Below are 23,966 nucleotides of genomic sequence, written 5' to 3'. Positions count from 1 at the left end.
CGATGTTCCTCCCTCACTTCGGCGCGGACAGCTCCAGCGCGATCCCGTCGGGGTCGCGGAACTCGAGGATCCACATCGCGCCCGCGTCCTTGACGTCCTCCCGGGAGGCCCCCAGCTCGTCGAGCACCTCGATCGCGCGGTCGAGCTCGGCCCGGGTCGGCACGGCAAACGCCACGTGGTCGAGACCGACCCGGTTCTCCGAGAAGGTGTCGTCGCCGGGGGCGACGGGACGGAGGCCGAGGAGACCCCCGGGAACGGAGTAGATGACGCCGCCGAACAGGAACCAGAGCTGCTCGCGCGTCTCCTCGTCGGCGTCGGCGGGCAGCTCGTAGGCCACCTCCCAGCCGAAGACCGCGTCGTAGAAGCGTCGCGACGCCTCGATGTCCCGCACGGTGAGCCGCACGTGGCTGAACCCGGTGGTGGTGATGGCCATGCAGCGACTGTGCCAGGGGGGTGGGTGGCCGACGCCGTACGCCGCGGCGCCGGCCACCCGCCGGGGCTCAGCTCCCGTGCACGAGAGCCCCGATCCGACGCTCGAGGTCGTTGAACGCCGGCCCGTTGACGTCCCGCTCGTCGCCGAGGTCGACGGGCACGATCGCGGCGATGTGCCCGGGCTTGCCGTGGGAGGCGCCGCCGGCCATGACCACGACGCGGTCCGCCAGGTAGACCGCCTCCTCGATCGAGTGCGTCACGAACAGCACCGTCGCGCCGCTCTCGGCCCGCAGCCGCTTCAGCTCGTGCTGCATGGTCGTGCGGGTCAGGGCGTCGAGCGCCCCGAACGGCTCGTCCATGAGCAGCAGCGCCGGGTCGGCGGCGAGCACCCGGGCGATGGCGACCCGCTGCTGCATGCCGCCCGACAGCTCGCCGGGGAACCGGTCGGAGAACCGGGTCAGCCCGACGACCTCGATCATCTCGGCGGCGCGGCGCTTGGCTCGCGCCCGGGACCAGCGCTGCTGGCGCAGGCCGAAGCGGACGTTCTCGGCGACGGTCAGCCAGGGGAACAGGCCGTAGTCCTGGAACACGACGCCGCGTGCCGGCCCGGGCCCGCGTACGGGGGACCCGCCGACCTCGACGATGCCCGAGGTGTGGCCCTCGAAGCCCGCGAGGATTCGGAGCAGCGTCGACTTGCCGCAGCCGCTCGCGCCGACGATGGCGACGAACTCGCCGGGGGCGACCTCGAGGTCGACGTCGGCGACGGCGTCGACCGGCCCCCGCCTGGTCTCGTAGCGCTTCCCGACCCCGGCCAGCGACACGCGACCGGACTCGTCGACCACGGGAGGGGCGGCGGTCCGGTCGGCCGTGACCGACCCGCGCACGGCGCTCATGCCCGCACCAGCGGCCGACGGCCGAACAGTCCCTTGAACCCGAGCACGAGGATGCGGTCGGACAGGAAGCCGGCGAGCCCGATGACGATCATGCCGACGACCACGCGGTCCGTGCGCACCTGCTCGCGGGCCAGCATGATCATGCTGCCGAGGCCGGTGTCGATGCCGTTGGCCTCGCCGAGCACGAGGATCACCCAGCCGAGGCCGAGCCCGATCCGCAGCCCGCTGACGATGCCGGGCGTCGCCGCGGGCACCACCACCTTCATCAGCACGCCGACGCGCGTCGTGCCGAGCATGCGCGCCGCCTCGACGAGCCGCGGCGGCACCTCCCGGGTGGCCGCGATCGTGTTGAGCAGGATGGGGAAGAACGCGGACAGCGTGATGAGGAAGATCGTGGCCTGGCTGCCGAACCCGATGATGAGCAGCACCAGCGGCACCCACGCCGTGGCGGGCACGGGCCGGAACAGGTTGACGGCCGGGTCCAGCGCCGCGTTCACGAGCGGGAAGCGGCCCATCAGCACCCCGATGGGGACGGCGAGCGCCGCCGCCAGCCCGAACCCGGCGAGCACCCGCAGCGCGCTCGCCGTGAGGTGCTCCAGGAGCGTGCCGGAGTAGGCGTCGTCGTACAGGCCGCCGAAGGCGAAGTCCCACAGCAGCCGCGCGACGACGTCCGGAGCCGGCAGGAACCCCATCTTGATGTCGAAGAGCAGCACCCACTCACCGCGGACGCCGAGGTCCCACAGCAGTAGGAGCAGGGCGACGAAGCCGAGGCCGAGCGCGGTGTGGCCGATCCGGCGCCGCCAGAGCGCGGCCCTCACGAGTCCTCCGGCTCGTCACGCGAGGCGAAGGAGGTGTCGACGACGTCCTCGATCGCAGGCGCCTGGTCGATCATGCCGAGCCGCTCCATCTGGGCGGCGAGGTTCGCGATCTGCTCCTCGTAGGTGGGGGAGAGGTCGGAGCGCAGCCAGAAGTTGTCGAGCGCGGTGGCGAAGACGTCCTCGTCGCCGCCGTACTCCTCCACCAGCTCCGGCAGCCACTCGTCCTGGTTGTCGACCATGTAGTCCGTGGTCGCGGCGTGGGTGTCGACGACCTCCTGCACCGCCTCGGGGTGCTCGTCGATGAACTCCTGGCTCGCCAGGAGGCCGATGTTGACGCGGCCGATCTCGGTCTCGTACGGCGAGGCCAGCTCCACACCGCCGGCGCCGAGCGCGAGGGAGACGCCGATCTCGGGCGCGAGGAACGCGTCCACCTGACCGGTGCTGAACGCGTTGAAGAAGTCGGGTGCGGAGAGCGAGACGAGCTCGACGTCGTCGGTGGTCATCCCGGCCTCCTCGAGGAGGAGCTGGAGCACGACGTACTGCGAGCTCGACTCCAGGTAGCCCACCGGCCGCCCCTCGAGGTCGGTGATGTCGTCGATGCCCTCCGTGGCGACGAAGCCGCTGCCGCCGTCGGACGCCGCCGCCACGACCTTGACCTCACGGCCCTGGGCGGCGCCGGCGACGGTGGCGGTGATGGAGCCGACCGCCATGTCGACGGTGCCGCTGAGGAGGGCGTCGTTGAGGGCGGGCGCGGTGTCGAGGGTGACGACCTCGTAGTCGATGTCGCCCGTGGCGTGGTCCTCGTAGAGGAACGGCGCGTAGAAGTGCGGCTGGCCGCGAAGGGTGCCGATGGTGACGGTGGTGACCTCGTCGTCGTCACCGCCGCCGGTCGACGTGCAGGCGACGGTGCTGCCGAGCAGCGCGACGAGGGCGGCGGTGGTCCCGAGGCGGGCGGGGATCCGGAGGGGCATCGAGGGCTCCTGAAACGGGGGTCGGGGAGGTCCTCACCCTCTGCGACGTGCGTTTCACGCTCGTTGCGGCCACGTTGTCGCGGACGCACTCTCCGGCCCGCTCCGTCACCATCGCGTGACGGCCGCGGCGTACCCGTTGGCAGATCCTGCTCAACGGGTACGCCGCGGCTCGTCAGTCGGTCGAGTGTGCCGCTGCGTGGCGCGGCCTGACCTCAGACCCCCAGCTCGTCCGCGTCGACGATCCGGTACGCGTACCCCTGCTCCGCCAGGAACCGCTGGCGGTTCGCGGCGAAGTCGGCGTCGACCGTGTCGCGCGAGACGACCGTGTAGAAGCGCGCGACCTTGCGGTCCTCGCCGGGCCGCGGCGTACCGGGGCGGAGCAGGCGGCCGAGGCGCTGGGCCTCCTCCTGGCGGGAGCCGAACGACCCCGACACCTGGATCGCGACCTCCGCGGACGGCAGGTCGATGGAGAAGTTGGCGACCTTGGAGACGACGAGTCGGCTGATCTCGCCGCTGCGGAACGCCTCGAAGAGCCGCTGGCGCTCCTTCACCGACGTCTCGCCCTTGATGACGGGGGCGTCGAGGGCGGCGGCGAGCTCGTCGAGCTGGTCGATGTACTGCCCGATGACCAGCAGCGGCTGGCCCTCGTGCTGCGCGACGAGGTCTCGGACGACGGCGGTCTTCCGCGAGGTGCAGGCCGCGAGGCGGTAGCGCTCCTCCGGCTCGGCCGTCGCGTAGACCAGCCGCTCGTCCTCGGGCAGGGTCACCCGCACCTCGACGCAGTCCGCGGGCGCGATCCAGCCCTGCGACTCGATGTCCTTCCAGGGCGCGTCGTACCGCTTCGGCCCGATGAGCGAGAAGACGTCGCCCTCACGCCCGTCCTCGCGCACGAGGGTGGCCGTGAGCCCGATGCGGCGCCGCGCCTGCAGGTTCGCGGTCATCCGGAAGATCGGGGCGGGGAGCAGGTGCACCTCGTCGTACACGATGAGGCCCCAGTCGCGGGCGTCGAGCAGCTCGAGGTGGGGGTAGACGCCCTTCCGCTTCGTCGTGAGCACCTGGTAGGTCGCGATCGTGACGGGGCGGACCTCCTTGGTGGATCCGGAGTACTCGCCGATCTCGTCCTCCGTCAACGACGTGCGCTTGACGAGCTCGTCCTTCCACTGCCGGGCGCTGACGGTGTTGGTGACGAGGATGAGCGTCGTGGCCTGCGCCTGCGCCATCGAGGCGGCGCCCACCAGGGTCTTGCCGGCGCCGCACGGAAGCACGACGACCCCGGAGCCGCCGTGCCAGAACGACTCGGCCGCCTCCTGCTGGTAGGGCCGCAGCTCCCACCCGTCGGTGACGAGGCTGATGGGGTGGGCCTCGCCGTCGACGTACCCCGCGTAGTCCTCCGCCGGCCAGCCGATCTTGAGGAGCGCCTGCTTCAGGTTGCCGCGCTCGGAGGGGTGCACGGCGACGGTGTCGGGGTCGACGCGCTCGCCGAGCATGCCCTGCACCCGCTTCGCGCGCAGCACCTCCTCGAGCACGGGCCGGTCGGTGGTCGCGAGGACGAGTCCGTGCACGGGGTGCTTGTCGAGGCGGAGGCGGCCGTAGCGCGCCATGGTCTCCGCGACGTCGACGAGCAGGGCGTGGGGCACCGGGTAGCGGCTGTAGGTCAGGAGCGTGTCGACCACCTGCTCCGCGTCGTGGCCGGCGGCGCGGGCGTTCCACAGGCCGAGAGGCGTGAGGCGGTAGGTGTGGATGTGCTCCGGGCTGCGCTCGAGCTCGGCGAAGGGGGCGATCGCCTTGCGACACTCGGCCGCCTGCTCGTGGTCGACCTCGAGGAGCAGCGTCTTGTCGGACTGGACGATCAGGGGGCCGTTCACCCGACAAGGGTACGGAGGCCCTCCTCAGACCGCGTCGACCGCGGTGATGCGGTGCACCGCGAAGAGCCGCTGCTCCTCGCTGCGGTGGTCCCACGCGGTGAGCTGCCCGCCCTCGACGCGGACGGGGTCGACGACCCGCTCGAGGTAGCTGCCGTGGTTGTCGACGTAGGCGATCCGCACCGTCGCCCGCGCCTCCACCGCCTCGCGCAGCGTCGTCAGCGCGGCGGCGGGGTTGGTGGGGCCGTTGGACGGCGCGGCCCGCTCGCCGGGGGCGGGCGCGTGCCGTGAGTCCGCGGCCCGGTCCCCGGCCCGCACGGCGGTGACGACGGCACTGACCTGCGCGGCCTCGCGGGCGGCGGTCGCCCCGGCGGCGGTACGACGCGCGCGAGCCGTCCGCGCCCGCAGCACGTCCGGGCGGGCGACGCGCACGGTCCCGTCGGGTGCCTCGACGACGGGTGCGGTGCCGAGCTCGCGCAGGCGGGGGAGCAGCACGTCGAGCGGCGTCGTGCTGATGAGCACGGTCGGTGCGATGCGCCGCAGGCCCAGGGAGGCCGCCCGCGGGTCACGCTCCAGCGCCGTGAGGGCGGCCTCGTCGTCGGTGCGGATGAACGCCTCCGCGTGCCCGACCCGCAGCGTGCCGAAGGTGCGCGCGACGTCGTCGACGAGGTAGCTCAGCGGCTGCGGGACCGGCGTCGCCGAGACGTCCGCGACGAAGGCGTGCACCTCGGCGGCCGACCAGCCGACGTCGAAGGCCCGCCGCACCGATCCCTTGGTGAACCGGTAGACCCCCGCCCCGCCCGCCGACTCCAGGTCGGCGACCAGCTGCAGCCTCCGGGCGACCTCCGCCTCGAGCGGGCCCGGCGCGACCGCCGTGAGGTCCGCCTGCAGCAGCACCTTGTCGACCGGGTCGGGCAGCAGCTCGTCGAGGGCCGCCACGGCCCGGGCGGGGTCGCCGGCCAGCAGCGCGCGGCCGGCGCGCGTGAGCCCGCCGAGCGCGACGACGCCGAGCACCGCCGCCTCCTCCAGGGTCCAGGCGACGACGTCGTCCCGCAGCGAGGGACGGCGCGGCCGGAGCCACGCGACGTGGGCGACCAGGGACGGCACGCCGGTGCCGGTGGCCAGGACCGCGCCGTCGGGCAGGGAGCCGAGCACCTCCAGCGTCGTGCGGCGCGTCTCCACCGCCACCGGGTGGGTGAGGTCGGGCTCGAGCGCGTTGGTGGCCTTCTTCGACCGCTCGTCCCGGCGGCCGACGAGGCCCACGAGCCGGGGCGAGCCGAGCCACGCCTCGACGAGCCCGCGCCAGCGCTCCGCGACGGACCGGGTCGACCACGCGTCGTACGCGTCCGTCGGGACCCACACGGGATCGCCGTCGCCGTCGGCCCCCTCCGCGAGCAGGCCGGCGGCGTGGACGGTCTCGACGAGGAGCGCGGCCTCGCCCTCGGCGACGCCGAGGAGACCGGCGACGTTGCGCAGGTCGCGCACGCCGAGCCCGCCGCCCCGCAGGAGGCCCGGCGGCCGCGTGCCCCAGGTGTCGAGGAGCAGCTCCGCGCGCCGTACCAGCTCGAACGCCGCGCCGGCGCCCGCGCGGTCGACGACGGCCGCGGCGCGCTCGGAGGTGAGGAGCTCCGGCGCCGCGGCCGGACCGGCGTCGACGCCGAGCACGATCCCGACCTCGCCCGGCACGCGCACCTCGCCGCGACCCTTGGGCACCAGCAGGCCGGCGGCGACGAGCTCCCCGATGGGGCTGTCGGAGCGGGACGCCGTGGTGGGGTCCTCCTTGGTGGTGCCGCGCCCGCCGTGGGCGTGGACGTGGTCGAGCAGGGCCCCGGCGGGGCCGGAGAGACCGGCCAGCCGCTCCTCGACCTTGGCGCGGTCCCACGCCTCGGCCGTCAAGGGCTCGATCGGCACCCGTGTCTCGGGCGGACCCACCGACAACGCGTCGGGGACCGTGGTCACCGGACGCAGCCCGTCGGGCGCCTGCCAGACCAGGGCGAGGTCGACCAGGCGGTCCAGCACCGGGGCCACGTCGGCCGGGTCGGCGCCGAGCACGTCGGCCGCCGTCCAGTGCGGGGTTTGTGTCACGAGCGCCTGGGAATGCAGCACCCGCAGCTCGGCCGCGTCCAGCCGGTCGAGCGCGCGCAGCACGGAGGCACGGGTAGCGGCTCGGGAGGCGAGCTGCCGGGAGTCGTGGGGAGCAGGAGTGGCGAGGTCAGGGCGCTCACGCAGCAGCCGACCCAGCCGGTCGTCCGACCAGGCGCGGAGCTGGTCGGCGAGGCTGCGGTACGCCGGGGGTGCGGTCTGCGAGGACATCCCCTCCACGCTACTGGTCTGCCCCCGCGCAGCACGGTCGAAGGACGGATCCGAGGCGTGAACGAAGTCGAGCTCCACCACGGTTCCGCCTCCGACGTCGGTCGGGTCCGGTCGCAGAACCAGGACGCCTTCCTGGCGCAGCCACCGGTCTTCGTCGTCGCCGACGGCATGGGCGGCCACGAGGACGGCGACGTCGCCAGCCGTCTCGTCATCGAGGAGTTCACGCGGCTCGGCAGCCCGAGCTGCAGCTCGCGCGAGGGGGCCGAGCTCGTCATCGCGACCCTCCGCGCCTGCCACGACCGCCTGCTCGAGCTGGCGCAGGCCAAGCGGGCCGCCGGCGAGCCCGACTGGTTCTCGGGCACGACCGCGGTCGTCGCGCTCGTCGTCGAGGACGAGGGCGGCCCGAAGTGGCTGCTCGCCAACCTCGGCGACTCCCGGATCTACAAGCTGAGCGACGGCGAGCTCGACCAGGTAAGCACCGACCACTCCCTCGTGCAGGAGCTCCACGACGCCGGGGAGATCTCCGCGGCCGAGATGCGCACCCACCCGCGGCGCAACGTGATCACCCGGGCGCTCGGGGGCGCGAGCTTCGCCCAGCCCGACTTCTTCCTCCTGCCGCTCACCTCCGCCGAGCGGATCGTGCTGTGCAGCGACGGGGTGAACGGGATGATCGACGACGCCGAGATCGGGCGGATCCTGCGCGACGCCCCCGATCCCCGCGACGCGGCCGAGCGGGTCGTCCAGGCCGCCGTGGAGGCAGGTGGCGAGGACAACGCCACGGCCGTGGTGGTCGATGTGGTGGGATTGGCGAGGGCCGGGCAGGTCTACGACTCTGAGCAGCAGCGGATGAGTCTCGAGGAGAAGCTGGGAGCACTTCCATGACAGACGTCGTCACCGCCGGCGCCGCACGGTCCTACCGTCCCGGTGCCTGGTTCGCCGTGTTCGGGACCGGCGCCAGCGTGCTCCTCCCGCCCACCCACAAGCACCGCGTCGCCGCCCTCTGGGAGCTCGTCGACGACGGCGCCGCGTTCGACGAGGTGCTCGACGCCCTCATCGCGTCGGGGTTGCGCGACCTGCCGGCGTTCGTGCTGCTCAGCGACGGCGACGACGGCGAGGTGCGCGTCGTCGTGCGCGGCGCCGCGACCGTGCTGCTGCGCCAGGGCGACGACGAGTCGGAGGTGTCCGGCACGGCGGGCGGCACCTGGGTCGAGCGCACCGTCTCCTCCGTCACCGCCGTCACCGTGACGGTCGAGCAGCCCGAGGGCCTCGAGGCGTCCGCCGACCTGCCGATCGGCTCCGGCCTCGTCCGGGTGTCGCGGGTCGATTCCCCCGCCGTGGTCGCCCCGGCCGCCGTCGACGACGCGGCCCCCGCCGTGCCGGTCGACGCCCCCGCGGAGGCGCCCGCGGAGGCCCCGGCGGACGACGCGGCCCTCGACGAGGTGGACGAGGCGCGCAAGGACGGGGCGTACGGCGCGGCCGCCGCCTCCCTGGCCGCCGCCCCCGCCGTGCCCGCCGCCGTGGGGCCGCTCGGCGACACCCCCGCGGAGGGCGCCGCCACCGACGAGGCCGCGCTGGCCGAGCCGGAGCCCGTGGCGGAGCCGGAGCCCGTGGTGGAGCCGGAGCCGCTGTCGTTCGACAAGCCCGCCGCTGAGTCCGAGGCCGAGCCCGCCGAGCCCGCTGAGCCCGCGGCCGAGCTGATCGCCGAGCCGCAGGGGGAGCCGGCGCCGGAGCCCCCGCCGTACCCGTTCGTCGACGGGCCCGCCGAGGACGCCACCATCGTGTCCCCGCCCCTCATCGCGCCGGAGGCGCCGGCGGCTCCCTTCGGCGTGCCCGGTGACGCCGAGCCTGCCGAGCCCGAGGCCCCCCTGGTGGAGCCGGACGACGGCGCGACGTCGTTCTCGCCGGTGCTGTCCGAGGCGCCTGCTGCGGAGCCGGACGACGGCGCGACCTCCTTCTCGCCGGTCCTGCCCGACGCCCGGCCCACACCGCCGGCACCGCCCGCACCGCCCGCACCGCCGGCGCCGCCCTTCGGGCTGCCCGACGCGGACGAGGACGACCGCACGATGGCGGGGTTCCACCTGTCGTCGCGACCGGGCATGCAGTCCGAGGACGTGCCGTCGGCGCCGGACTACTCCGGTGACGACCCGCTCGGGGTCGGTCCCGCGCAGCCGGAGCCGGACGACTCCGACACCGGCGCGCTGCCGGCGCCGCCGTCGTGGGCCGCCGCGACCCCGCCTCCGCCCGCGCCGCCGAGCTGGGCCCCTGCGCCTCCTGCGCCGGCCGGCGAGCGGGACGAGGACGCCCAGACCCACGACGGCATGACGCGAGGTGGCGGTGCCGGGTTCGACCCCGGCCAGCTCGCCCCGCCGCGCGGCATCCCGGGCCAGCCGCCCGCGCCCAGCGTGACCGCGCGTCCGGTCGCGCGGCTCGTCTTCTCCAGCGGCGAGACGGTCGACGTCGACCGGGCGATCCTCGTCGGTCGCGCCCCCGAGGCGCGACGCTTCACCTCCGCGGAGCAGCCGCGCCTGGTGACCGTGCCGAGCCCGCAGCAGGAGATCTCCTCGACCCACCTCGAGGTGCGTCCCGGCTCCGGTGTCGACCACGGCAGCGCGATCGTCACCGACATGGGCTCCACCAACGGCACCGTGCTGGTGCAGCCGGGCCTCCCGCCGGAGGACCTCCAGCCGGGCATCGCCGTGCAGCTCATCCCCGGCGCGATCATCGACCTCGGTGACGGACTCACGATCCAGGTGGCCAATCCCTGATGACGACTGCCTCCTCCGACGGCACCTCGGCCCCCGCGGCCGAGATCGACCGCCGGTTCCTCGCTCTGGCCGTCGACCGGCTGCTCGGCTGGGGTCTCATGGCCGGCATCGGCGTGGCGTCGTGGTTCTTCCTCATCGACGCCGGCCAGGCCGTCCTCGGCTGGATCGTCGTCGTGCTCGGCGTGCTGCTCGTCGGTCTGCTCTTCGCCGTGCTCACCGGACTGCGGGGCCTCACGCCCGGCAAGGCACTCCTCGGGCTCCGCGTCGTGCACCACGGCACGGGCACGCCGATCGGCATCGGCCCGGCCATCATGCGGTCCCTCATCGTGGCCGCCGGAACGGTGCCGCTCGGCTTCGGCCTCGTCACGCTGGCCTGGACCGTGGTCACCGATCCCGGTCGCCAGCGACGGGGCTTCCACGACGTGATCGCGAGCTCCGTCGTGCTCGACGTGCGTCCGCGCGCCATCGAGGAGGAGCCCGACGCCGACGACGGGCCGCGCCACGTCGTCAACCTCACCGCGATGCGGCTGCGGCCGGCCCCTGTCACGGCGCCGCCCAGCCGCCCCGCCGCACCGGCCGGCCAGTCGGGCCAGCGCCCCGGTGCGGCGGACCCCGCCCCGGCGGCCTCGGCCACGGTCCGCCCGCCTGCGCAGCAGCCCGTCCAGCGGCCGCCGGCCCAGCAGCAGCCACCCGTCCAGCAGCAGCCCCCCGTCCAGCGGCCGCCCGTCCAGCAGCGACCCCCGCAGCAGTCGCCCGCGCCGCAGCAGCCCGGCGGGCGGCGCCCGCTCGAGCAGCGTCCGCCGGCCTCGCCGCAGCCGGGCCTCGCCGGGGCACCGGGCCCGCAGCGGCCTGAGCAGCAGGGGCGGCGTCGCCGCGACGTACCCGAGGACACCGCGCCGCCGCGCGCACCGCAGGCACCCCCGGCACCGCAGCGGCCGTCCGTCGACGGCGACTCGACGCGGGCGGGGAAGGCGATGACGCGCTGGCGGGTCACGTTCGACAGCGGCGAGAGCTTCGTGGTCGCGGGTCTCGGCCTCGTCGGCCGCAAGCCGGACGCACGGCCGGGGGAGCAGGTCGCGCACCTGGTGCCGCTGCAGTCCACGGACATGTCGCTGTCGAAGACCCACGCGCAGTTCCACCTGTCGCCGGAGGGGTCCCTCGTCGTCATGGACCGCGGCTCGACGAACGGGTCGTTCATCAACCGCGGCGGCGTCGCGCGCGAGCTGACCGCGGGCCGGGCGGCGACGCTCGTCGACGGCGACGTGGTGCGGTTCGGCGACCGCGAGATGCGGGTGACCCGCGAGGGCTGACCTCCGACGGGGGCCGATAGCCTCGCCCGGTGCGAGGGTCGCTGCTGGTCGCCGGGACGACGTCGGACGCCGGGAAGTCGGTCGTCACCACCGGGCTGTGCCGTGCGTTCGCGCGCCGCGGCCTGCGGGTCGCGCCCTTCAAGGCGCAGAACATGTCGAACAACTCGATGGTGTGCGCCCGCGTGCCGGGCGGCGCGGAGACCGCCGAGATCGGGCGCGCGCAGTGGACGCAGGCGCTCGCGGCGCGGGCCGAGCCCGAGGCCGCGATGAACCCGGTGCTCCTCAAGCCGGGCGGTGAGCGGCGCAGCCACGTCGTCGTCATGGGGCGCCCCGGCGGCACGGTCTCCTCGGCCGACTGGGAGACCGGTCGGCGGCACCTGGCGGAGGCGGCGCACGCGGCGTACGACGACCTCGCGTCCCGCTACGACGTCGTGGTCGCGGAGGGGGCGGGCAGCCCCGCCGAGATCAACCTGCGGGCGGGGGACTACGTCAACATGGGCCTGGCCCGCCACGCGGGCATGCCCGTCGTGGTGGTGGGCGACATCGACCGCGGGGGTGTCTTCGCGGCGTTCCACGGCACGGTCGCCCTGCTGGAGGCGGCCGACCAAGCGCTGGTGGCGGGGTTCGTCGTCAACAAGTTCCGGGGCGACCCCGTCCTCCTCGCGCCGGGACTGACCGAGCTGGAGCGCCTGAGCGGGCGACCGACGTACGGCGTGCTGCCCTGGCGGCCCGACGTCTGGCTCGACTCGGAGGACGCGCTCGACCTGGCCGGCCGGCGCGCGGGCGACGGTCGCGCCGCCCTGCGGGTCGCGGTGGTGCGGCTGCCGCGGATCAGCAACTTCACCGACGTCGACGCGCTCGGGCTGGAGCCCGGCGTCGACGTCGTCTTCGCGTCGTCGGCGGCGGCGCTGGCCGACGCGGACCTGGTCGTGCTGCCCGGCACGCGCGCGACCATCGAGGACCTCGCCTGGCTCCGCGAGCGTGGGCTCGACCGGGCGATCGCCACGCACGCCGCGGAGGGCCGGCCGGTGCTCGGCATCTGCGGCGGATTCCAGATGCTCGGCACGCGGGTGCACGACCCCGAGGGCGTCGAGGGCGCACCCGGGGCGGACGTCGCGGGCCTGGGCCTGCTCGACGTCACCACCACCTTCCACGCCGAGAAGACACTGCGGCTCCCGACCGGTACGGCGCTGGGCGAGCCCGCGTCGGGCTACGAGATCCACCACGGACGCATCACCCGGGGCGGTGATGAGGAGTTCCTCGGCGGCGCTCGGTCCGGGGCGGTCCTTGGCACGATGTGGCACGGGTCGTTGGAGTCCGACGGCCTGCGGCGGGCGCTGCTGCGGGAGGTGGGCGCCGCGGTCGGTGTCGCGTGGACTCCGTCGGACGTGTCGTTCGCGGCCGCGCGCGAGCGTCGCTTCGACCTGCTCGGCGACCTCGTCGAGGAGCACCTCGACGTCGACGCGCTGCTGGACCTGGTCGCGTCCGGTCCGCCCGCCGACCTGCGGCTGCTGCCCCCGGGGAGCGAGCGGTGATCCTCGTGCTCGGCGGCACCGCCGAGGCCCGGGACCTCGCCGCCCGGCTGGTCGCGGACGGCCGCACCGTGGTGTCGTCGCTCGCCGGTCGGGTCGCCCGTCCGCGGCTGCCCGTGGGCGAGGTCCGGGTCGGGGGGTTCGGGGGCGTCGAGGGCCTCGGCCGGTGGCTCGAGGAGCACCAGGTCGCGGCGGTCGTCGACGCGACGCACCCCTTCGCCCGGGTCATCTCGGCGAACGCGGTCGCGGCCTGCGCCGCCCGCGGCGTACCGCTCCTGCGGCTGGAGCGGCCCGGGTGGGCGGCGCTGCCGGGGGCGGACGGGTGGACCTGGGTGGACGACGTGGCGGGCGCGGCGCGGGCCGCGGCGGGGATCGGCGAGCGGCCGTTCCTGACGATCGGCCGGCAGGGGCTGGACGAGTGCGTGGAGCCGTTGCGCGCGGCGGCGGTGCTGGCGCGGGTGGTGGACCCGCCGGAGATCGCGGTGCCGGCCACGTGGCGCGTGCTGCTCGACCGGGGGCCGTACACGCTCGAGGGCGAGCGGGCGCTGCTGGCGGAGCACGGCGCGAACGTGCTGGTGACGAAGGACTCCGGCGGCCCGCTGACCCGGGCGAAGCTCGACGCGGCCCGGGAGCTGGACCTGCCGGTGGTCGTGGTGCGCCGCCCGAGCGCCCACCACCCCGGCCCCCTCGCCCCCGACGTCCCCTCCGCCCTCGCCTGGCTTGCGCGTCCCTCCGGTTGAGGCGCGTCGGGTTCGGCGCGCCGAGTTGTCACGTACGCAGCGTCGCAGCGGGACCGAACGCTGCGTACGTGACAACTCGGCGTGTTCAGACGCGGCGTACGTGACAACTCGACGCCGCCACCACCGCCACCCCCGCAGCGCCGAGGTCGACGAGGCGGGCGAGGTGGCGGGCGCGGGCGATGTCGCGGACCTCGACCGGGCGGCCGTCGCCGAGCACCGGGCGGTCCTCGACGCGCGCGGGCGCACCGGCAGCGCCGTACACCGTCCGCCCGCCGAGCCTGACCCCCAGCGCGCCGGCGAACGACGCCTCGACCGGACCGGCGTTGGGGGAGGGGTGCGCGCCAGCGTCGCGGCGCCAGGCCCGGAGGGCGTCCCCGGGCCGCCCGCCCACGAGCGGGGCGCACGCCGCCGCCAGCAGCGACGCCAACCGCGCGCCCGGAACGTTGAGCACGTCGTCGAGCCGCGCCGACGCCCAGCCGAAGCGCTCGAACCGGGCGTTGCGGTGCCCGACCATGGCGTCGAGCGTGTTCGCGGCGCGGTAGCCGACGAGCCCCGGCACCCCGGCCACCGCGCCCCAGACGAGCGGCGCGACGACCGCGTCGGAGGTGTTCTCCGCGACCGATTCCGCGACGGCGCGGGCGACCTCCTCGGGGGACAGCTCGGCGGTCCGTCGCCCCACGAGGTGCGTCAGCCGCTGCCGCGCCCCCGCCAGGTCACCGGCCACCAGCAGCTCCTGCACCGCCGCCGCCTCCCGGTCCAGCGACCGCGCGCCGAGCACCGCCCACGTCGCCACCGCGACGGCGACGGTCTCCAGCGCGGGCACGCCACGGCGGGCCCGCGACTCCACGGCCGCCCCGAGCACGGTCGTGGAGCCGACGAGGAGCAGGGAGTACGCCGCGCCTCGGGCCCGGGAGTCGGCGTGCATCCGCTGCTCGAGGGCCCCCGCCACCCGGCCGAAGCCGGCGACGGGGTGACCGCGACGGGGGTCACCGAGGAGCCGGTCGAGCGCGACCCCCAGCGCGAGCCCCGCGGCCCGTGCCGCACCGCGGGACGGTCGGGGCATCAGAGCGAGGCCGCGAGGTCCCGACGGGCCCGGTCGGCGTCGTCGGCCGCCACGAGACGACCCACGAGCGCACCGAGCACCACGGCGATGCCGGCCCACAGCGCCGCCAGCGTCAGCAGCGACGAGAGCCGGAACTCCCACAGCACGTCGGCCGGGAAGTCCCCGAGCTCGTTGACCGGCGCCATGACGGCGGCCGCGACGCCGACCACCGCGACGTACGCCAGCCCACCGCCGACCACGCCCGCGAACGGCGAGACGCTGCCCCACAGCCGCTGGCCCAGGTACGTCGCGCCGATCGCCGCGAGCACCGACACCAGCAGGAACGCGAAGTAGAGCCCGGTGCGCTCGCCGATCGTGTCGCCGGAGCCGACGGCGGGGGGAGCGGCCGGGTACTTCATCCACGGCACGAGCGCCACCGCCACGAAGCCGAGGACGCTGGCCAGCGCGACCGCCTCGACGGGACGGATGCGTCGCCCGGGCCGACCGAGGCGACCCATGACGCCCGCCGCGACGAGGGCGACGAGGCCGCCCAGCGCAGTGCCGACGACCACCGTGGCGGTCAGCAGCCCGGCGGTCTTCTGCGTGGTGCGGCTCGGGCCGGACTCACCGTGCGCGTGGCCCTCGTCCGCGGCTCCGTCGGCGCCGGCGTCGGAGTGGGAGTGCGCCGCCGTGCCCTCGGCGTGGTCGTGGTCCGCGGCGGGCTCGTCGACCGGAGCGCCGGCGGAGGCGGACTCCTCCAGCGCGATCGCGTCGTCGATGGCCGGCTCGCCGACGGCGAAGCCCACGGCGAAGGCGAGCAGGCCGGCCACGAGGCCGGCGAGCAGTCCGCGCACCAGCAGGGCACGCGGGGTCAGCAGGGTGCGCCCGGACGAGGGCGCACGGGTCCCCTGGATCGTCGTCATCGTCGACCCGCCCTCAGTGGCAGGGGAAGCCGAGCAGGTGCCGGCCGTCGTGGACCCACTCGTGGATCGCCGTGCCGGCCGGGATCGACACCGCGCCCTGGTCGGCGGAGACGAAGAAGAGGGCCAGCAGGGCCAGGAGGCCGAAGAACAGGGCCCAGGGCGCGAGCGCGCGGAGCGGGATCGAGGGCGCCTCGACGTCGGTGGAGGCGGGCAGGGGAGCAGAGATCGACATGGTCGTTCCTCCTCAGGGATACGTGCGTCCCTGGTCGTGGGGATGGAAGCGGGCCGTCAGGTCTGGCTCCGTCCCACCTCCGCCGCCAGGGATCGTCCTGGTGCTGCGAGGAGGGGCGTCACAGTAGCGCGACTGCGCCGGAATCACACCGGCTTCATCGGGCCCGCACGCGCACCCTAGAGCATCGGTACGCCGCTCGTCAGCGCCCCCAGCGCCGTGAGCATCGGCCGGGTCCGCTCGGGGGGCCGCACGGCGATCCGCACCCAGCTCGCGTCGAGACCCGGGAAGGTGTCGGCGCGACGCAGCGCGAACCCGTCGACGCGGAGCGCCTCGCGCACCCCGGCGCCCGGCCGGGCCAGCACGAACGGCGCCGCGCCCGGCAGGTGGGGGATGCCGAGGTCGTCGAGGCCGGAGGTGAGGACGCCGCGCCAGGTGGCCAGGCGGCGTACCCGGGCCGCGGCCTCCGCCAGCGCCTCCGGCTCCGTCGTGGCGCGCAGCACGGCGAGGGCGGCCGACGACACCGACCAGGGGGTCTGCACGGCGCGGAGGGCGTCCAGCACGGCGGGCTCTCCGAGCACGTAGCCCGCCCGCACCCCCGGGATGCCCCACAGCTTCGTGAGGCTCCGCAGCACGAGCAGGCCGGGCACGGGGGCGTCGGCGAGGGCGTGCCGCTGGTCCGGTACGGCGTCCATGAACGCCTCGTCGACCACGACGAGCCGCTGCGGCCGGGTCAGGGAGCGCAGCGTCGCCGCGGGGTGCAGCCGACCGGTGGGATTGGTCGGGTTGCCGACGACGACGAGGTCGGCCTGCTCGGACACCCGGCTCGGATCGAGCGCGAACCCGTCCTCCGCCCGCGTCACGAGGTGGCGCGCCGAGGTGCCGGCCGCGGCGAGCGCGACGTCGGGCTCCGTGAACTGCGGGTGCACGACGAGCGGGTGCTGCCAGGCGCGGGCGCGCGCCACGAGCGTGAACGCCTCCGCGACCCCGGCGACGGCGAGCACCTCGGCGGGGTCGCGACCGTGCCGCCGGGCGATGGCGGCCTCGACGGCGCGCACGCGGCGTACGTCGGGGTAGGCCCCCACGTCCTCCAGCGACGCCCGCAGCGCGTCGAGCAGCCACGGTGGCGGGGGCGCGTCGTAGGTGTTGACCGCGAAGTCGACGAGCGGCGTCCCGTCCGGGGCCGAGGTCTCCACGTCGCCGTGGTGGCGGAGCGGGTCGCGCGGCGCGTCGGTGGGTGCCGTCACGACGGGCGCGGGTCCGCGGGGCGCCGCGCCCGCACGGTCGCCCCGGTGGGGCTGCGCCGCCCGCACCGCGTCGACGAACCGCTGGGCCAGGTGGGGGTGGCCGGCCCAGTGGACGTGCAGGTACGACGCGTGCAGCGTCGCCGTCGCGTAGCCGTCGTCCGTGCGGGGGTGGGCCGCCGTGGGCTCGAGGGTCCAGGCCGGGTCGTGCGTGTCGCCCGTGCCGGCCGGCGGATCGACGCGGGTGCGGTGGAACTCGTGGCCCGTCACGGTCTCGCCGGGACGACCGAGCAGGGTCGGCGTCGCGGACGTCGCGCTGCGGTAGGCCAGCGACAGCCGGCCCGTCATGGCCGCGGTCGCGGGCAGCGCGCCGACCATGGGCGCGTGGTCGAGGCGGTCGGCCAGGTAGAGCAGCCCCGCGCACTCCGCGACCGTCGGCACGCCGGCGGCGACGGCGGACCGCAGGTCGTCGCGCAGGGCGGCGTTGCGGCTGATCGCGGCGGCGTGCATCTCGGGGAAGCCGCCGCCGAGGTAGATGCCCTGCACGCCCTCCGGCAGCGCCCTGTCGCTCGTGGGGTCGACGACGACGACCTCGCACCCGGCGGCCTCGAGCAGCTCGGTCGTCTCCGCGTAGGTGAACGTGAACGCCCGGCCGCCGGCGACGGCGATGCGGGGGCGCTCGGTGGTCGGCGGGCCGCTCGGGGCCGTGACCTCCGCGCGCGGGTCCCAGGGCTCCGCGTCGAGGTCGGGGGCGCTCCGCGCGATCTCCAGCACCGCGTCGAGGTCGATCCGCTCGGCCACCTGCGCGGCGAGCCGGTCGAGGGCCGTGGCCGCGTCGCCCCGCTCGGCGGCGGGCACGAGGCCCAGGTGGCGGCTCGGTGCGACGATGGCGTCGTCGCGGCCCAGCACGCCGAGCACCGGGATGCCGACGCCGGTGACCGCGCGCCGTACCTCCTCCGCGTGCCGCGGCGAGCCCGCCTTGTTGAGCACGACGCCCGCGACGCGGACGCCGGGGTCGTACGACGCGAGCCCGGCCAGCACCGCACCCACGGTCCGCGAGGCCGACGAGATGTCGGTGACGAGCACGACGGGCGCCTGCACGAGCCCGGCGACGTGCGCGGTCGAGGAGAAGCCGTCGCCGCCGATCTGGCCGTCGAAGAGCCCCATCACGCCCTCGATGACGGCGACGTCCGCGGGCCGCGGGGTGCGCGCGCCGTGGAGGAGGAGCGGCACGATGCGGTGCTCGCCCACGAGGTGGGGGTCGAGGTTGCGGCCGACGCGGCCCGTGGCGAGCGCGTGGTAGCCGGGGTCGATGTAGTCCGGCCCGACCTTGTGGCCCGACACCTCGAGCCCGCGGCGGGACAGGGCCGCCATGAGGCCGGCGGTGACGGTCGTCTTGCCGTGGCCCGAGGCGGGCGCGGCGACGACGAGGCGGGGGAGCGTGGTGCTCCCGGTGCTGCCGGTGCTCACCACTCGATCCCTCGCTGGCCCTTCTGGCCGCGGTCCATCTGGTGCTTCACCTTGCCCATGTCGGTCACGGTGTCGGCGATCTCGACGAGGCGCGGGTGGGCGCGGCGGCCGGTGACGACGACGAACTGCCGGCCGGGCCGGTTCGCGAGGGTCTCGACGACGTCGTCGACGTCCACCCAGCCCCACTCCATGACGTAGGTGAACTCGTCGAGCACGTAGAGGTCGTGGCGCTCCTCGGCGAGCCGGCGCTTGATCTCCTGCCAGCCCTCGGCGGCGTCGCGCGCGTGGTCCTCGGCGGAGCCCTCCTTGCGGCTCCACGACCAGCCGGAGCCCATCTTCTGCCAGTCGACGGGACCGCCCTCGCCGGTCTCCTCGTGGAGCCGGCCGAGGCGCTCGAGCACCGTCTGCTCGCCGATGCGCCACTTGGCGGACTTCACGAACTGGAAGACCCCCAGGTCCCAGCCCTGGTTCCAGGCGCGCATGGCGAGCCCGAACGCGGCCGTCGACTTCCCCTTGCCGTCGCCGGTGTTGACCATGAGCAGCGGCAGGTTGCGGCGCTGCGCGGTGGTGAGGCCGTCGTCGGGGACGGTCAGCGGGACACCCTTCGGCATCAGGCCACCCCCCGCTGGCCGCTTCCGGACGCCGCCGTGGCGGCGCGGGCGACGCCCGCCAGGGCCTCTGCGCTGACCTCGTCGACGGGCAGGTGGGTCGCGCGCAGCTCGACCGCGAGGCGGGCGGCGAGCCCGAGGCGGAACGGACCGGCCTCGCAGTCGACCACCACCGTCTCGATGCCCTGGTCGGCCAGCCAGGCGGCGACCTGGCGGGAGCGCGCCACCGGGTCGGCGCCCGCCGTGGCGCGGCCGTCGGTCACGAGCACGAGCAGCGGACGGCGGCGCGGGTCGCGGATCCGCTCACGTCGGAGCACGTCCGCAGCGACCAGGAGGCCCTCGGCGAGCGGGGTGCGCCCGCCCGCGGGCAGGTCCTCGAGCCGGCGGGCAGCCGCCTCGACGGAGCCGGTCGGCGGGAGGACCAGCGCGGCCTCCAGCCCGCGGAACGTCACCAACCCGACCTTGTCGCGCCGCTGGTAGGCGTCCATCAGCAGCGACAGGATCGCCGTCTTCACCTGCTGCATGCGCTTGCGCGCGGCCATCGAGCCGGACGCGTCGACGCAGAACAGCACGAGGTTCGACTCCCGGCCCTCGCGCACCGCGCCGCGCAGGTCGCTGGGCCGCAGCACGAGGGCGCCGCTCCGCCGGCCGCGGCCGTGCTGGTGGGGAGCCGCCGCGCGGACGGTGCCCGGCAGGTCGATCCCGCCCGCGCCCGTGCCCGGCGTGCTGCCGATCCGGCGGCCGTTGGACGTGATCGCCCGGGAGCGGCGCCCCGCCTCGCCCTCGCCGGTGCCTGCGACGCGGAGCAGACGGGGACGGTACGGCGCGCCCGCTCCCACCATCGTGACCTCGGCGCTGCCCGGGGTGGTCCCGCTGTCGGGGCGGTCGGCGCTGTCCGCGCTGTCCGAGGCCTCCGCCGGGGTGCTCGTGTCCTGCGGGGCCTCGCGCGAGGGGCCACCGTCGGTGGGCGGTGGGGCTGTGTCGCCCGGGGTTTCCGGTCCCCCCTCGGACGGGCCGTCCTCGGGGCCGGGCTGGTCGGGCTGGTGCGGCTGCTCGGGCTCGGTGGGTGGCTCGGGCTCGGGCTCGGGGTCGGGGTCGGGCTCGTCGTCGCCCAGGATGCGGTCGAGCAGCTCCTCGTCGATGCCGGGCGCGTCGAAGGGGTTGCGGCGGCGACGGTGCGGCAGCGCCAGCAGGGCGGCCGCCCGGATGTCCTCGCGGAGCACGTGGCGGCGGCCGTTCCACGCGGCGTGCGCGATGGCGGTGCGCGCGGTGACGATGTCGGCGCGCAGCCCGTCGACGTCGAACGCGGCGCACACCTCGGCGATCTTCGCCAGGGCACCGTCGCCCAGCGCCACCTCGGTCACCAGCACCTGGGCGGCGGCGATGCGGTCACGCAGGGCGGCCTCGCTCGCGTCGTACCGCTCCGCGAAGGCGGCGGGGTCCGCGTCGAAGGCGAGGCGGCGCCGTACGACCTCCGTGCGCAGCGCGGGCTCCCGCGGCGCGGCGACCTCCACGGTGAGGCCGAAGCGGTCGAGGAGCTGGGGGCGGAGCTCGCCCTCCTCGGGGTTCATGGTGCCGACGAGCACGAACCGTGCGGCGTGCACGACGGAGACGCCGTCGCGCTCGACGGTCGCGCGGCCCATCGCGGCGGCGTCGAGCAGCAGGTCGACCAGGTGGTCGTGGAGGAGGTTGACCTCGTCGACGTAGAGGATGCCGCGGTGGGCGCGGGCGAGGAGGCCGGGCTCGTACTCCGCCACGCCCGCCGACAGCGCCTTCTCCAGGTGCAGGGAGCCGAGGAGGCGGTCCTCGGTGGCGCCGACGGGCAGCTCGACGAGCCGCACAGGGCGGGTCTCGACGCCGGCGTCGGGCGCGAACGGGGCGTCGGGCGACAGGGGGCTCGGGTCGGTCGGGTCCGAGGAGAAGCGGTCGCCGGCCACCACGTCGATCGGGGGCAGGACGGCGGCGAGCGCGCGGACCGCGGTCGACTTCGCCGTGCCCTTCTCGCCGCGGACGAGGACGCCGCCGATCTCGGGACTGACCGTCGTCAACAGCAGCGCGAGGGTCATGTCGTCGGAGCCGACGACGGCCGTGAAGGGATAGTGCTGTGGCATGTGGGGCTCCCGCTCGCTCTGCCATCGGATGGATGCGTCGCGAGGCCGGTCTTCGGACTTCCGCCGTCCTGCGCGAGCAGGCGACGGTCACCGCAGCGGGCCCTGTGCCGGACTCTCACCGGCTTCCCAGATTCTCCCCGCGCGTCCCGGTTGTCTCTCCGGACCGCGCTCGCGGGGCACCTCACGATCGGTTTCACCCTAGTCGGGTCGGTCCGTCGGCGGTCGTGGTGGTCGAGGTGGCTCTGTCATCGTTGCGGCGTGGACGAGAGGGGCGGGCGTACGTCGCGCGGCGTCGTCGTCCGGCTGCTCGCACTGGCGATGGGGTTGGTCCTCGGCTCCGCCGCGGTGCTGTTCGGCCAGGACGCCGTGGACCGCGTCCGCGCCGACGTCCCCCTGACCGGGGTGACGGTGGGCGAGCCGGGGTGCGTGACGTCCGCGCGGGTGCTGACGCCGGACGGCGTCGAGCGGACCGTCTCACTGCTGCCACCACGGGCCTCCTGCCTGGCACGCGACCCCGACCGGTCCGTCACCGTATGGATGGACCCCGAGGACCCGGCCACCCTGGTCCCCTCGCGGGCGTGGTGGTGGCCCGCCCTCCTCGCGCTCGTCGGGGCGGCCGTCGCGGCCGCCAGTGCTGTCGTCGTGGTGCGGGGCACCGACCCTCCTGGGCGCGGCCAGGCCCGGTAGCCTGCCGGTCGTGCCCGAGCAGACCCTCCACTTCGTCGTCGCGGCCGTCTGCCTCCGCGACGACCGCGGTCGGCTGCTGAGTGTGCGCAAGGAAGGTACGGCGCGGTTCATGCTGCCCGGCGGCAAGCTGGAGCCCGGTGAGTCGGCGCGTGACGCCGCCATCCGGGAGATCCGCGAGGAGGTCGGCGTCGAGCTCGCTGACGTCGAGCTGCTCGGGGAGTTCCGCGGTGCAGCCGCCAACGAGCCGGGGGCGACGCTCGAGTCGACCGTGTTCACCGCCCGCGCACTGGGGGAGCCCGTTGCGTGCGCCGAGATCGCCGAGGTGCGGTGGGTGGACCCCGAGGACCTGCCTGCGGACCTGCCGCTGGCACCGCTGCTCGAGCACCAGGTCGTACCGGTGTTGTTGGGGCGGCCGCCCGCGGTCTGACCTCTGCTGCATGCGTGGTGGGGGCATGCTGCGCCGCCCGGCCACGGGTGTGTGGGCGGGCGGCGGGATGGTTGATGCCTGCTGTCAGCCGGGTTCCGGGTCGTCGGGCCAGGGGTGGGTGCCGTCGCGGTCGACGAGGTAGCGCAGGCCCAGGGGGCTGGTCCAGAGGAGGGCGTTTGGTGGTTCGTTCTGGGTGGGGTCGGTGGGGCGGTAGGTCCATCTGTTGCCGGTGATCATCTCGCGGTGGGTCTTCATGCGGTGGTGGCGTCGGCAGAGAGGGAACAGGTTCCGCGTCGAGGTCTGGCCGGGTGGGCCGTCTTGTTCGTAGGCGTCGCAGTGGTCGAGGTCGGCGGTCCGCGAGGAGCGGGTGCAGTAGGGGAAGACGCACCTGGGCCAACGCGCACGGACGTGCTCGGCGATGCGGGCGGGTGGGGTGTAGCCATCGACGGCGTCGTCGTGGTTGAGGTCGATGATCGGCTTGACCGTCACGCGGGTGTCGGGCGATCCGCACCAGGCCCGGACCTGCTCGACCGTCACGGCCCCCCGAGGCGCGCCCGGGGTGTCGAGCCGGGCGAGGTCGATGCCCGTCATGCCGGTGCAGGCGTCGATGCCGGGGCCGGCGCCGGTCGTGACACCCGTGATGGCGGCTCGGTCGAGGTGGACGAACAGCACCACCTCGCGGCGCGTTCGCGTCGGAGTGGCCGGCTCGCCGGCGTCGAACTCCAACGTCGCGACCCCGTCGCACCGTCGGGCGATCTCGCCCAGGGCGATGGAGCGGCGTACGTCGAGGTTCGGGTCGCACCCCAGTTCACCCAGTTGACGCGCGATGTGGGCGACGGTCCGTTCGAGGTCGAGCGCGTCGGCGAGGTCGAGGGAGCCGTGGACGTTCACGGTGCCGCGCAGGGTCCCGGTCAGCGGGTCGGCGTAGGCCAGGTCGCCGAGGTCGATCGCCAGGTAGCGGTCGCCGTCAGCCGCGTGGCGTTCGGCTTCGGTGGTCTCGGGGTCGAACCGAGCTGCCGCCTCGGCCACCAGCCGGTCGACCTCGGGACCGGTGGCCTTGCCCGCGACGTACGCGACGTGCCGGTCGACGAACCCCGCGCCCTCGAACGTCAGCGTTCGCGTGGCCTGCGCGATCCGCCGGCCCCGCCACACATCGACCTCACCCGCCGCGACCCGCGCATGCACCCGCGGCAGCCGCCAGCGCAGCTCGACCGCATCCCCCACCAGCCGCCGCGCAGCATCGAACGAACACCCACGGGCGGCCGCGACCTCACCGATGCAGAACTCCGCCACCACCGGCGAACCAGGACCACCCAGCTCGAGGAACTGATCGCCCGCCAACGCCTCGGCGTGCTCGGCTCCGTGCCACTCACCCAGCACCGTGATCGGATCCCCGACCACCGCATCCGAGGTGTGCGCAGCCGCCCAATCGCCCACCGCGACGAACGCAGCCGCCTCCGCCACACGAGCGGCAACAGTGCGCTCGCGGAGCGCGTCGATCAACGCGGTCGCCGTCGTCTGGGTCCCCCGATCCATGCCTCTGACTCTAGTCGAACAGACGTGCGATCACCACCTCTTGGTGGTGATCT

General features: G+C 75.3%; 20 protein-coding genes and 2 riboswitches. Of the genes, 7 read left to right on the top strand and 13 right to left on the bottom strand.

Annotated elements, in window-relative coordinates; translation table 11 throughout:
• Positions 1-13: 13 nt before the first annotated feature.
• The 6 genes from PIR53_09905 to PIR53_09880 form a co-directional block, all read right to left on the bottom strand.
• Positions 14-433 carry a VOC family protein gene (locus tag PIR53_09905; protein WZH54286.1) on the bottom strand — a complete coding sequence of 140 codons (420 nt, stop codon included), beginning with the start codon at positions 431-433 and terminating at the stop codon, positions 14-16.
• Between the two features lie 67 nt (positions 434-500).
• Entirely contained in the window at positions 501-1,325 is an 825-nt protein-coding gene (locus PIR53_09900) for an ABC transporter ATP-binding protein (GenBank protein ID WZH54285.1), read from the bottom strand.
• Positions 1,322-2,143: an ABC transporter permease gene (locus PIR53_09895; protein ID WZH54284.1), complete on the bottom strand. Its 822-nt coding sequence runs from the start codon at positions 2,141-2,143 to the stop codon at positions 1,322-1,324. The genes PIR53_09900 and PIR53_09895 overlap by 4 nt, the downstream gene beginning before the upstream one ends.
• Positions 2,140-3,114, bottom strand: a complete 975-nt coding sequence (locus PIR53_09890; GenBank protein ID WZH54283.1) for an ABC transporter substrate-binding protein — start codon at positions 3,112-3,114, stop codon at positions 2,140-2,142. Before PIR53_09890 ends, PIR53_09895 begins: the two co-directional genes overlap by 4 nt.
• Positions 3,115-3,326: 212 nt before the next feature.
• Positions 3,327-4,979, bottom strand: coding sequence for a DEAD/DEAH box helicase (locus PIR53_09885; protein WZH54282.1), 1,653 nt, complete (start codon positions 4,977-4,979; stop codon positions 3,327-3,329).
• 24 nt (positions 4,980-5,003) lie between these two features.
• Positions 5,004-7,289: a helicase-associated domain-containing protein gene (locus PIR53_09880; GenBank protein WZH54281.1), complete on the bottom strand. Its 2,286-nt coding sequence runs from the start codon at positions 7,287-7,289 to the stop codon at positions 5,004-5,006.
• 57 nt (positions 7,290-7,346) lie between these two features.
• Between PIR53_09880 and PIR53_09875 the strand changes: the two genes are divergently transcribed.
• From PIR53_09875 to PIR53_09855, 5 genes are read left to right on the top strand one after another with little or no spacing between them, the layout of a single operon-like run.
• Positions 7,347-8,171 carry a protein phosphatase 2C domain-containing protein gene (locus tag PIR53_09875; GenBank protein WZH54280.1) on the top strand — a complete coding sequence of 275 codons (825 nt, stop codon included), beginning with the start codon at positions 7,347-7,349 and terminating at the stop codon, positions 8,169-8,171.
• Positions 8,168-10,054 (top strand): hypothetical protein, encoded by a 1,887-nt coding sequence (locus tag PIR53_09870; protein ID WZH54279.1) that lies wholly within the window; start codon positions 8,168-8,170, stop codon positions 10,052-10,054. The genes PIR53_09875 and PIR53_09870 overlap by 4 nt, the downstream gene beginning before the upstream one ends.
• Entirely contained in the window at positions 10,054-11,364 is a 1,311-nt protein-coding gene (locus PIR53_09865) for an RDD family protein (GenBank protein ID WZH54278.1), read from the top strand. The genes PIR53_09870 and PIR53_09865 overlap by 1 nt, the downstream gene beginning before the upstream one ends.
• A 29-nt stretch (positions 11,365-11,393) precedes the next feature.
• The gene (locus PIR53_09860) at positions 11,394-12,899 is read left to right on the top strand and encodes a cobyric acid synthase (GenBank protein WZH54277.1); all 1,506 of its coding nucleotides are present in this window, start codon (positions 11,394-11,396) and stop codon (positions 12,897-12,899) included.
• Positions 12,896-13,636, top strand: coding sequence for a cobalt-precorrin-6A reductase (locus PIR53_09855; protein WZH54276.1), 741 nt, complete (start codon positions 12,896-12,898; stop codon positions 13,634-13,636). Before PIR53_09860 ends, PIR53_09855 begins: the two co-directional genes overlap by 4 nt.
• 85 nt (positions 13,637-13,721) lie before the next feature.
• Here the strand turns inward: PIR53_09855 and PIR53_09850 are convergent, their stop codons facing one another.
• The 6 genes from PIR53_09850 to PIR53_09825 form a co-directional block, all read right to left on the bottom strand.
• Entirely contained in the window at positions 13,722-14,699 is a 978-nt protein-coding gene (locus PIR53_09850; protein WZH54275.1) for a cobalamin biosynthesis protein, read from the bottom strand.
• Complete coding sequence (locus PIR53_09845; protein WZH54274.1) at positions 14,699-15,601, bottom strand: CbtA family protein; 903 nt, start codon at positions 15,599-15,601, stop codon at positions 14,699-14,701. The genes PIR53_09850 and PIR53_09845 overlap by 1 nt, the downstream gene beginning before the upstream one ends.
• Positions 15,602-15,614: 13 nt before the next feature.
• Entirely contained in the window at positions 15,615-15,833 is a 219-nt protein-coding gene (locus tag PIR53_09840) for a CbtB-domain containing protein (protein ID WZH54273.1), read from the bottom strand.
• A 41-nt stretch (positions 15,834-15,874) separates the two neighbouring features.
• Positions 15,875-16,027, bottom strand: a riboswitch (cobalamin riboswitch).
• A complete protein-coding gene (locus tag PIR53_09835) occupies positions 16,010-18,544 on the bottom strand; it encodes a cobyrinate a,c-diamide synthase (GenBank protein ID WZH54272.1) in 2,535 nt (844 codons plus the stop codon). It overlaps the preceding riboswitch by 18 nt.
• Entirely contained in the window at positions 18,541-19,155 is a 615-nt protein-coding gene (gene cobO / locus PIR53_09830) for a cob(I)yrinic acid a,c-diamide adenosyltransferase (protein WZH54271.1), read from the bottom strand. Before cobO ends, PIR53_09835 begins: the two co-directional genes overlap by 4 nt.
• Positions 19,155-21,263: a magnesium chelatase subunit D family protein gene (locus PIR53_09825; protein ID WZH54270.1), complete on the bottom strand. Its 2,109-nt coding sequence runs from the start codon at positions 21,261-21,263 to the stop codon at positions 19,155-19,157. The genes cobO and PIR53_09825 overlap by 1 nt, the downstream gene beginning before the upstream one ends.
• Positions 21,264-21,288: 25 nt before the next feature.
• Positions 21,289-21,462: riboswitch (cobalamin riboswitch) on the bottom strand.
• A gap of 59 nt (positions 21,463-21,521) precedes the next feature.
• Between PIR53_09825 and PIR53_09820 the strand changes: the two genes are divergently transcribed.
• Positions 21,522-21,950 carry a hypothetical protein gene (locus tag PIR53_09820; GenBank protein ID WZH54269.1) on the top strand — a complete coding sequence of 143 codons (429 nt, stop codon included), beginning with the start codon at positions 21,522-21,524 and terminating at the stop codon, positions 21,948-21,950.
• Between the two features lie 10 nt (positions 21,951-21,960).
• Positions 21,961-22,377 carry an NUDIX domain-containing protein gene (locus PIR53_09815; GenBank protein ID WZH54268.1) on the top strand — a complete coding sequence of 139 codons (417 nt, stop codon included), beginning with the start codon at positions 21,961-21,963 and terminating at the stop codon, positions 22,375-22,377.
• Between the two features lie 84 nt (positions 22,378-22,461).
• Here PIR53_09815 and PIR53_09810 read toward each other — a convergent pair whose 3' ends face one another.
• A complete protein-coding gene (locus tag PIR53_09810; GenBank protein ID WZH54267.1) occupies positions 22,462-23,913 on the bottom strand; it encodes a DUF222 domain-containing protein in 1,452 nt (483 codons plus the stop codon).
• Positions 23,914-23,966: the final 53 nt, after the last annotated feature.

The organism is Nocardioides alkalitolerans, from assembly GCA_038184435.1.
Classification (GTDB): Bacteria; Actinomycetota; Actinomycetes; order Propionibacteriales; family Nocardioidaceae; genus Nocardioides; species Nocardioides alkalitolerans_A.
The sequence above is the reverse complement of the archived record's forward strand: the minus strand, read 5'-3'. Positions and strand labels throughout refer to the sequence as shown.